Source organism: Pseudocalidococcus azoricus BACA0444 (genome assembly GCF_031729055.1).
GTDB classification, from domain to species: Bacteria; Cyanobacteriota; Cyanobacteriia; order Thermosynechococcales; family Thermosynechococcaceae; genus Pseudocalidococcus; species Pseudocalidococcus azoricus.
The window spans coordinates 23,909-32,274 of sequence record NZ_JAVMIP010000028.1; the positions used below are offsets into that span (position 1 = coordinate 23,909).

Consider the following 8,366-nt stretch of genomic DNA (forward strand, 5'->3'; position numbering starts at 1 on the left):
TGGGAAACTAAATTATGGTGACTTGGGCCGAACTGATCGGTTTACCCGCTTCCCAGTTCTATCGGATTACCCACCCCTTAAATATCTATGATTCGCCGGCCTTAAGCTCCTTGGCAACCCAGGCCTGGGCAGGGCGTTATTTACAACTTTTCAATCTGCCACCCGAAAAAACCAGTTACCGGACAGGCCATGAAATTCTACTCTGGGAAGATCAGTATCCAGGTTGGCTGGCCGGGGAAGATTTAGCCCATTTAGAGCCGACCCCCCTATTATCCCCCCCGAAACAACTTAAACGGGACGAGATTCTCCAGAGAATTCCGGCAATTATCGAGTTCTGTCACATGGCCAAAACCCGCTGTCATACCTATCTTTGGGGCGGAACCTTGGGGCCAAGTTATGATTGCTCCGGCTTAATCCAGGCCAGTTTTGCGGCGATGGGAATTTGGTTGCCTCGTGATGCCTATCAACAGGAGGGATTTGTAGCCCCAATTCCTAATCCTGGTGTAAATCCCGATGATTTAGTCCCTTATTTAGAATCGGGGGATCTGGTCTTCTTTGGCACACCGAGTAAAGCCACCCATGTCGGGTTATATCTTGGCGGCGGTGAATATCTCCACAGTTCCGGCAAAGATCAAGGTCGCAATGGAATTGGCATGGATTCGCTACTGGGTCAAGATCACCCCAACCCTGATCCGATTTCCCAGGCCTACTATCAGCAATTTCGCGGGGCAGGCCGAGTCATGACTAGTTTTAGTCCAAATCTTTAGGGGATTGATTGAGCAACACTGTGGGGTAAATTGATGGCTCAAACCCTAATTGCAGTAGTCGGGGCAGGTGTTGCGGAAGCGGAGGGAATGGCCCAGGCCGAGGTAGTGGGTCAATTAATCGCAAGTCAGGGATGGGTCTTAATCTGTGGGGGCCTGGGAGGCGTGATGGCGGCGGCCTGTCGGGGGGGTAAACTTGCTGGGGGCCAAACTATCGGAATTTTGCCGGGGCCAGATCCCAACGCGGCCAATCCTTGGGTAGATATTGCCATTGCCACGGGGCTAGGAGAAGCTCGCAACACTATCATTGCCCAGGCCGCTGCGGGACTCATCGCCGTTGGGGGGGAATTTGGCACCCTCTCAGAAATTGCTTTTGCCTTAAAGTTAGGAAAACCCGTCATTGGCCTGGGGACGTGGCAGCTTTATCGTCAAAACAAACTGGATCGGACAATTCAAGTGGCTCAAGATGCAGAGATGGCTGTAGCTCTCCTAAAAGCTTTAGTCTAAGAACCCGTTCCCGTAATTTTCGATAATACAATGGTAAGAATCTGACGACTTTTCGACCGCAGCTACCTTTAGTTCCGAGTAGATTTCACACCCCCAAAAGCGACACCTATGTCTGAGAGCCTCTACAAAGATACGGTTAACTTGCCCAAAACAGCCTTTGAAATGCGGGCCAATGCGGCAAAACGGGAACCTGAAATCCAGGCCTGGTGGCAAGAACAGCAAATTTACGAAACTCTTTCCAAAAATAACCCCGGCCCCCGCTTTACTCTTCACGATGGCCCTCCCTATGCCAATGGCGCGCTCCATATTGGCCATGCAATGAACAAAACCCTGAAGGACATAATCAATAAATATCAACTGCTCCAGGGGAAAAAAGTCACCTATATTCCCGGTTGGGATTGTCACGGGCTGCCGATTGAATTGAAAGTCCTGCAAAACCTCAAGCCTGAAGAACGCCGGGGCCTGGATGCACTGGCACTCCGTCAAAAAGCCAAGGAATTTGCCCTCAAGACCGTCAATGAACAAAGTCAAAGTTTCCAGCGTTATGGCGTTTGGGGGAATTGGGATGAACCTTATCTCACCTTGAAACCCGCCTATGAAGCCGCTCAGATCGGAGTGTTTGGAGAAATGGTGCTCAAGGGCTATATCTATCGGGGCTTAAAGCCGGTGCATTGGAGTCCCAGTTCCCAAACTGCCTTGGCCGAAGCCGAGTTGGAATATCCAGAAGGTCATGTTTCCCAAAGTTTGTATGCGGCTTTTGAAGTCACCTCACTGTCCCAACCGCTACAGCTTCCCTTGGATTCATTTCTGGGCGAATTGGGAATTGCGATTTGGACAACCACGCCTTGGACAATTCCCGGTAATTTAGGCGTGAGTGTTAATCCCGAATTGGTCTATGCCGTTGTTGAAATCGGTGAACAAGCCCCAGGCCGGTTTAAGTATTTGATCGTGGCCAAAGATTTAGTCGAGCGACTGGAAGCAGTATTGGGGACAACTCTAACCATCCAGGCCACGGTCATGGGCAAAACCCTAGAACACACCCGTTATCGCCATCCTTTATTTGAGCGGGAAAGTGAAGTCCTGATTGGTGGCGATTATGTGACTACGGAATCGGGGACAGGCTTAGTCCACACGGCCCCAGGCCATGGGTTAGAAGACTATGGAGTCGGTCAACGCTATGGACTTCCGATTTTGTCGCCAGTGGATGATCGGGGGAATTTTACCGAAGAAGCGGGGGAATTTGCCGGGTTAAATGTTCTGGCTGAAGGCAACACCGCCATTATTAATGCCTTAGACGAGGTGGGCGCACTTCTCAAACAAGAACCCTATAACCACAAATATCCCTACGATTGGCGCACCAAAAAACCGACCATTTTCCGGGCCACAGAACAGTGGTTTGCCTCAGTTTCTGGATTTCGGGATGCTGCCTTAGAAGCGATTGCCCAGGTGAAATGGATTCCAGCCCAAGGGGAAAACCGGATTACCTCCATGGTGGCCGAGCGTTCCGATTGGTGTATTTCCCGGCAAAGAAGTTGGGGTGTGCCGATTCCCGTCTTTTATCACAACGAAACAAATGAACCCCTCTTAAACGCCGCAACCATTGCCCACGTCCAGGCCCTGATTGCCCAACACGGTTCGGATATTTGGTGGCAGTTATCGGTGGCGGAATTATTGCCGGAGTCCTATCGAGAGGTGGCGGATCAGTATCGTAAGGGCCTGGATACGATGGATGTCTGGTTTGACTCGGGTTCGAGTTGGGCGGCGGTCTTAGGCGAGGATTTATACCCCGCGAATTTGTATTTGGAAGGTTCTGATCAACATCGGGGTTGGTTTCAATCTAGTTTGCTCACCAGTGTGGCGGTCAAAGGCCAGGCCCCCTATCAATCGGTCTTAACCCACGGGTTTGTCTTGGATGAACAGGGCCGGAAAATGAGCAAATCTTTGGGGAATGTGGTTGATCCCAAAATCGTCATCGAGGGCGGCACAAACCAAAAAGAAGAACCTGCCTATGGGGCCGATGTCTTGCGGTTGTGGGTTTCCTCTGTGGATTACTCGACAGATGTCCCGGTGGGAAAAAATATTCTCAAGCAACTCTCGGATGTTTATCGGAAAATTCGCAACACGGCCCGGTTCCTGTTAGGCAATCTCCACGACTTCGACCCTAGCCAAGATGCGATTCCCTACGCCCAACTGCCAGAATTGGATCGCTATATGCTGCATCGGATTGGTGAAGTCTTTACCGATGTTACAAATGCCTTTGAAAGCTATCAATTTTTCCGCTTTTTCCAGACGGTGCAAAACTTCTGTGTCGTAGATTTGTCCAATTTCTATCTCGACATTGCCAAGGATCGCCTGTATATCAGTGCCATCGATGCCCTGCGCCGCCGCAGTTGTCAGACGGTTCTGGCCATTGCCTTAGAAAATCTTGCCAAAGCCATTGCCCCAGTTTTGTGTCATTTAGCCGAGGATATTTGGCAGTTTCTCCCCTACACCACACCCCATAAATCCGTGTTTCAATCGGGCTGGGTGAATTTAAGCGAAAACTGGCATGATCCCCAATTGGCAACCCGATGGCAAAAACTGCGGGATATTCGCACAGAAGTAAACAAGGTTTTAGAACAGGCCAGGGCTGATAAATTCATTGGTTCACCCTTAGAAGCTAAACTCTTACTTCATATTGCTGATCCTGAATCTCGGGAAACCTTAGCCGACTTTAATCCTGATAGTTTGAGTGGTAATGGCGTGGATGAGTTGCGTTACTTGTTCCTCACGTCTCAGGTTGAACTCTTGGATTCGGCTATTGATTTATCTGAGTTGAAGTATCAGGTAGAAGCAGGGGGCCTGGGGATTGGGATTGTCAAAGCCGATGGTGAAAAGTGTGATCGCTGTTGGAACTATTCAGAGCGAGTTGGCAAAATTGAGGCTCATCCCCTAATTTGCGAACGGTGTGTCGGTGCTTTACACGGTCAGTTTTGAGGCTAACGAGGTGAAACATGAATGCCCAACTGATGATTCAGCCTTCTTCCTTTATTGATGCTGGAATCCAAATGAAGCCAGTTCGAGGACTGTTCTTGTTCAAATTCAGCGAAACCTTACAAGAGCGGCTGGAAAATCTGAACGAAAAACGACGGGAATCCACATTATCAAAAGATGAAGAAGTGGAACTGACGGGAATTTTAGAACTCGACCGGATTTTTACGCTGCTTAATGCAAAGATTATTGCTGAGTCTGCCTAGATATGGCGATTTCCAAAGAGATTCGGCACCGTGTTCGAGAGCGGGCCAAGTATCTATGTGAATACTGCCACTCTTCTGAAGAAGCCAGTGCCGCCCGTTTTGAAGTTGACCATATCCAACCACGTTCTCGTGGAGGGGCAGATACATTGGATAATTTAGCCTTGGCTTGTCAACGATGTAATAGCCACCGTTATAACTTCACAGAAGGAGTTGATCCCGAATCTCAAGTTTCAACTCAGTTGTTTAACCCACGGTTACATCAGTGGAATGAGCATTTCGTTTGGGAGAAGACTGGCTTAGTGATTCGGGGTAAGACCTCTACTGGGCGGGCAACGTGTAATCGTTTAGACTTAAATGATCAAGAGCATAATGATGGGGCAATTGTTAAAGCTCGTAGTTTCTGGATTCGCGGCGGTTGGCATCCACCATCTGATGATGTCATCGAATCTTGAGGGTTGACAAATATCTTATTTCAGCGAAATAGTGCTTACCCTTGTGAACATCCCTGGCCAAGACAAAGAGCTTCTAGGGTGTTGGTGGCAGAATATTGTCGCTCATAAAAACTGATAAAAAGCTGATACAGCTTATTATACAGAAAATATTAAATGATTAGCAAATTTGGAGTACTTTCAAGCAAATTGCATGATAAGTAGACTATAGATGGAGTTATCTGGCTTTTTGCCACACATACACTAGTTAGGTTGCTTTAAATTTGGGATAGGACGAGGCTTCCATAACCTTTGTAGTTGCTCATAAGCTAAGCTTTTAACAGTATTATCAGTGATTCTATGCCTAAAAAAATAAACGAGATTTTTGGAATTGCTGAGGAAGCTCTAAGAAAAGAGGGGGTATTTAACGGATTCATAGACCTTGACTCAAAGTTCTATGTTGATCCCCATCTTCTTGAAAGAACGAAAGTTCCAGAACTTGAGAACTCGTATCTAAGTTTTAAGACTCATTTCACAGAAATTATTCATCTTTTACAGGCAACCAAACATTCTGGCGATAGGTTCTTTCGTGAAGCTCACAGAAAATTGATATTTCCAGAATTGCCATTTGTATCTTTAGGCTATTCTACTGAGGGTACATCAGGTAGTGGTATTGGTTCAGGAATTGCTCTAAATCTAACCAGTACTGCCTGGGAAATCATACAAGCAGGCATAGCTGATCCAGTTATTTTTGAGCTAGTGGGACTTCTTGAAGAAAACATTGGTGCTGATCGAATCAGCGATATGGCAATTTATATCATTCTTCTGGACTTACTAACTTACTCAGAACGAGTTGCTAAAAATCTCAATTTAAATACCTGTCAAGTAAAGGCATACGGAAAGGAATTTTCACTACCAGCCATTACTGGTACTAATCGCCCTACAGTATTGATTCCTTACGAAATTCTAAATGACCTTCCTGTAGCAAATGGTTGGGATGATATTGATCGTGTTTGCGCACATAACGAGGACTTGCGTAATCGCGTAAATGAGATCATCGGAGATACTTGGAAGGATGAATCAGGAAAGAAAAGAAGAATCCCGAAACGTGAGTTGAAATACATTCTCCTTAATCATCCCGAAGTACTGAAAGATTTAGTAGAACAATACAAGAGAAATTCTGTCGAAAAATACGATTTTGAAAAAGATCCATCAGGACAGCTCATTTGGCATGATATCGCAAGAGAATACGCTAGTCTTTATCCACTTTTATTAGGTGTAGATAAAGTAACTCCAGAAAATATTCTTCAATTAGTTCTCAAGATATGTAGTCATTTCAAAGTTTTGGTTGAGGCTAATGGGTTGTCTGTACATTTTTGGAATGAGTCAAAAAAACTTCGGAATGAGCGTTTTGCACAATTGCTTTTCTTTGGTATAGCTGATGCCTACTGCGGTGCTCATAATCTAGATTTAAATAGAGAACCTAACGCTGGGCGCGGGCCTGTTGATTTCAAGATTTCTAGCGGCTACAATGCGCGGGTGAATGTTGAGATAAAATACACATCAAATAATATTAGAGCAGGCTATGAGAAACAACTTCAAATATATAACGCTGCCGAACGGACTCAATACAGTATTTTTTTGATTATTAGAACTACTGAGTCTACTAAAGCTTTAGACGAGCTAATTAAATTTAGAATGGATCAAGTGTCTGCTGGTAAAAGGGCACCAGAGATTTTCATTGTTGATGGAAGAGTTTTGCCTTCCGCAAGTAAAACAAAGTAACAAAAACAACCTAACAACCGTTATAGCAAACAGTATTGATTCGTGAGATTTGAGCCAAATTTTTTATATCTGCAAAGTTTTGATTTCACCCTAGGTTCCGTCAAGGGCTGTTCCTTACCAATGCCTGTGATGTTCAATTATTCTCACAAATGAAGACGGCCTGTTATATTTATGCAAGAGGCAGTATCTGTCCACTATCCTCATTAAATCCAATTACTCAGAAATTATAGCTGTCCCTGCATTTCTGCTGAGGACTTAATGTTTATCAGTGTCAGCGCTCCTTGTAGCAAGTTGCAACCCCGTATCGTTGCTGCGGAGCTAAGATAATTCCCCCATGAGACAAGCCTTGCCCAATGAGAGTAGTGTGCAATTGGTAAAAGTCTCTAGTATTGAAACTAAAAATAACTCGACCATTTTCCTTTGCCCAATCTAGTTGATCTTCATCCGACCTATGGAGCATTCCCACATCTACAACTGTCAGGACATCCACATTGCGAGATTTCAAAGCTTGAACAAAGTCCTCATCCATTGAGTCCTCGTCAAGGTACAAGAGTATCTGGCTCATCTAAAATTCGTTAAACCCTTTTGCTGTGCAATCCTGCGAGCTTGTGGTATTCAGCATCTTCTTCAGCCAAATCTACTTCAATCTCATCACGATTCGCATGATAATAAGCCAAAGCAGCATAAATTTGGGCAAGGCTTAGGTGGCTCATCCGACGAGCAATTTCCTCTGCATTTGCACCTTGCTTGTATAAAACAACTACTCGACGAACAGAGGTTCCTGTCCCTGTAATGACTGGACGACCGTGACCAATATCTGGGGAACGAGTGACTAATGTGCCGATATCAATAGCAGCAGACATAGTTTATACCGCGGTGGTGAGCTACGGATTATTCATGTCAGTCTAACATTTTGCATCAGAGTAGAGAAATGCATTTTTGTTGCAACGACAGATAATTTGTTATCCGTCGAATTCAACCATTAAACTACTTTGGCATCTAATATCTGTGGAATCCATGTCTTGATAATTGCGTGTCTATGCACACCCAATCGTGTAGCTTCTTTATCTAAAGCCTCAACCATCCAGACTGGGAAATCAACATTGACACGTTTAGTTTCCAATCCTGGCCGCTTTGCAGAACTCAAATCAAAGTGTTCAAGAATTTCCAAACCTTGATCGAATTTCATATCTAGCTCTTCAGCATTCATAAAATTCAACCTCATCATTACGAGAAGGCAGCACTGAAATAATTCGGATGTTTTCGTTGCGGTAGGTAGCAATAGCAGACCAACATTTTCCGTCAATTTTACCAATCACCATAAAATGAGACTCCCTAGTAGATTTGGCCTGGATTTCTACCCTTTGAGGATCATCCCAAAGAATTGTGCACGCTCAAAATCTATTCCATGTTTAGATTGATTGCGCTGACTCTTTTCTAGGTCATACTCAAACACCTGAAGTTTTCCGGTATATTAGACATACCTTTATTATACCAAAACAATGCTGAAATACCTCCTAATCGGGCATACTACTGTGTGAACCCATACGGCGTAATAGAGATAGACTTGTCAAGAGATTTAGAAAGTTATTGGTAGTACTAAATCAGTAATGATGCATTGTAGTGGTGAATAAAATTCAAAAGTA

Annotated in this window: 9 protein-coding genes and 1 pseudogene; 6 read left to right on the forward strand and 4 right to left on the reverse strand. The window is 45.0% G+C overall.

Annotation, left to right across the window (positions count from 1 at the left end; genetic code table 11):
• Positions 1-14: 14 nt before the first annotated feature.
• The 6 genes from RIF25_RS16425 (at position 15) to RIF25_RS16450 (ending at position 6,720) form a co-directional block, all read left to right on the forward strand.
• The gene (locus RIF25_RS16425; RefSeq protein ID WP_322879600.1) at positions 15-767 is read left to right on the forward strand and encodes a C40 family peptidase; all 753 of its coding nucleotides are present in this window, start codon (positions 15-17) and stop codon (positions 765-767) included.
• 33 nt (positions 768-800) lie between these two features.
• Positions 801-1,271 carry a TIGR00725 family protein gene (locus RIF25_RS16430; RefSeq protein WP_322879601.1) on the forward strand — a complete coding sequence of 157 codons (471 nt, stop codon included), beginning with the start codon at positions 801-803 and terminating at the stop codon, positions 1,269-1,271.
• 108 nt (positions 1,272-1,379) lie between these two features.
• Positions 1,380-4,247 carry an isoleucine--tRNA ligase gene (gene ileS, locus RIF25_RS16435; protein ID WP_322879602.1) on the forward strand — a complete coding sequence of 956 codons (2,868 nt, stop codon included), beginning with the start codon at positions 1,380-1,382 and terminating at the stop codon, positions 4,245-4,247.
• A 17-nt stretch (positions 4,248-4,264) separates the two neighbouring features.
• Entirely contained in the window at positions 4,265-4,507 is a 243-nt protein-coding gene (locus RIF25_RS16440; protein WP_322879603.1) for a hypothetical protein, read from the forward strand.
• Positions 4,508-4,509: 2 nt separating this feature from the next.
• Positions 4,510-4,959 (forward strand): HNH endonuclease, encoded by a 450-nt coding sequence (locus RIF25_RS16445; RefSeq protein ID WP_322879604.1) that lies wholly within the window; start codon positions 4,510-4,512, stop codon positions 4,957-4,959.
• Positions 4,960-5,295: 336 nt separating this feature from the next.
• Positions 5,296-6,720, forward strand: a complete 1,425-nt coding sequence (locus tag RIF25_RS16450) for a hypothetical protein (RefSeq protein WP_322879605.1) — start codon at positions 5,296-5,298, stop codon at positions 6,718-6,720.
• A 224-nt stretch (positions 6,721-6,944) separates the two neighbouring features.
• On the opposite strand, the pseudogene RIF25_RS17445 reads toward RIF25_RS16450, so the two are convergent.
• The 4 genes and pseudogenes from RIF25_RS17445 to RIF25_RS17450 all read right to left on the reverse strand — a co-directional run bounded on the left by RIF25_RS17445 (position 6,945) and on the right by RIF25_RS17450 (position 8,042).
• Positions 6,945-7,285 (reverse strand): annotated as a pseudogene (locus RIF25_RS17445) (DUF5615 family PIN-like protein).
• A 10-nt stretch (positions 7,286-7,295) separates the two neighbouring features.
• Complete coding sequence (locus tag RIF25_RS16455; protein WP_322879606.1) at positions 7,296-7,583, reverse strand: DUF433 domain-containing protein; 288 nt, start codon at positions 7,581-7,583, stop codon at positions 7,296-7,298.
• A gap of 119 nt (positions 7,584-7,702) precedes the next feature.
• Entirely contained in the window at positions 7,703-7,930 is a 228-nt protein-coding gene (gene brnA, locus RIF25_RS16460; RefSeq protein ID WP_322879607.1) for a type II toxin-antitoxin system BrnA family antitoxin, read from the reverse strand.
• Positions 7,920-8,042: a BrnT family toxin gene (locus RIF25_RS17450; protein ID WP_407682466.1), complete on the reverse strand. Its 123-nt coding sequence runs from the start codon at positions 8,040-8,042 to the stop codon at positions 7,920-7,922. The genes brnA and RIF25_RS17450 overlap by 11 nt, the downstream gene beginning before the upstream one ends.
• Positions 8,043-8,366 lie beyond the last annotated feature (324 nt).

Coding starts and splice junctions, on each gene's coding strand:
- RIF25_RS16425 (WP_322879600.1), top strand. CDS start 15: ATGGTGACTTGGGCCGAACTGATCGGTTTACCCGCTTCCCAGTTCTAT.
- RIF25_RS16430 (WP_322879601.1), top strand. CDS start 801: ATGGCTCAAACCCTAATTGCAGTAGTCGGGGCAGGTGTTGCGGAAGCG.
- ileS (WP_322879602.1), top strand. CDS start 1,380: ATGTCTGAGAGCCTCTACAAAGATACGGTTAACTTGCCCAAAACAGCC.
- RIF25_RS16440 (WP_322879603.1), top strand. CDS start 4,265: ATGAATGCCCAACTGATGATTCAGCCTTCTTCCTTTATTGATGCTGGA.
- RIF25_RS16445 (WP_322879604.1), top strand. CDS start 4,510: ATGGCGATTTCCAAAGAGATTCGGCACCGTGTTCGAGAGCGGGCCAAG.
- RIF25_RS16450 (WP_322879605.1), top strand. CDS start 5,296: ATGCCTAAAAAAATAAACGAGATTTTTGGAATTGCTGAGGAAGCTCTA.
- RIF25_RS16455 (WP_322879606.1), bottom strand. CDS start 7,583: ATGTCTGCTGCTATTGATATCGGCACATTAGTCACTCGTTCCCCAGAT.
- brnA (WP_322879607.1), bottom strand. CDS start 7,930: ATGAATGCTGAAGAGCTAGATATGAAATTCGATCAAGGTTTGGAAATT.
- RIF25_RS17450 (WP_407682466.1), bottom strand. CDS start 8,042: ATGGTGATTGGTAAAATTGACGGAAAATGTTGGTCTGCTATTGCTACC.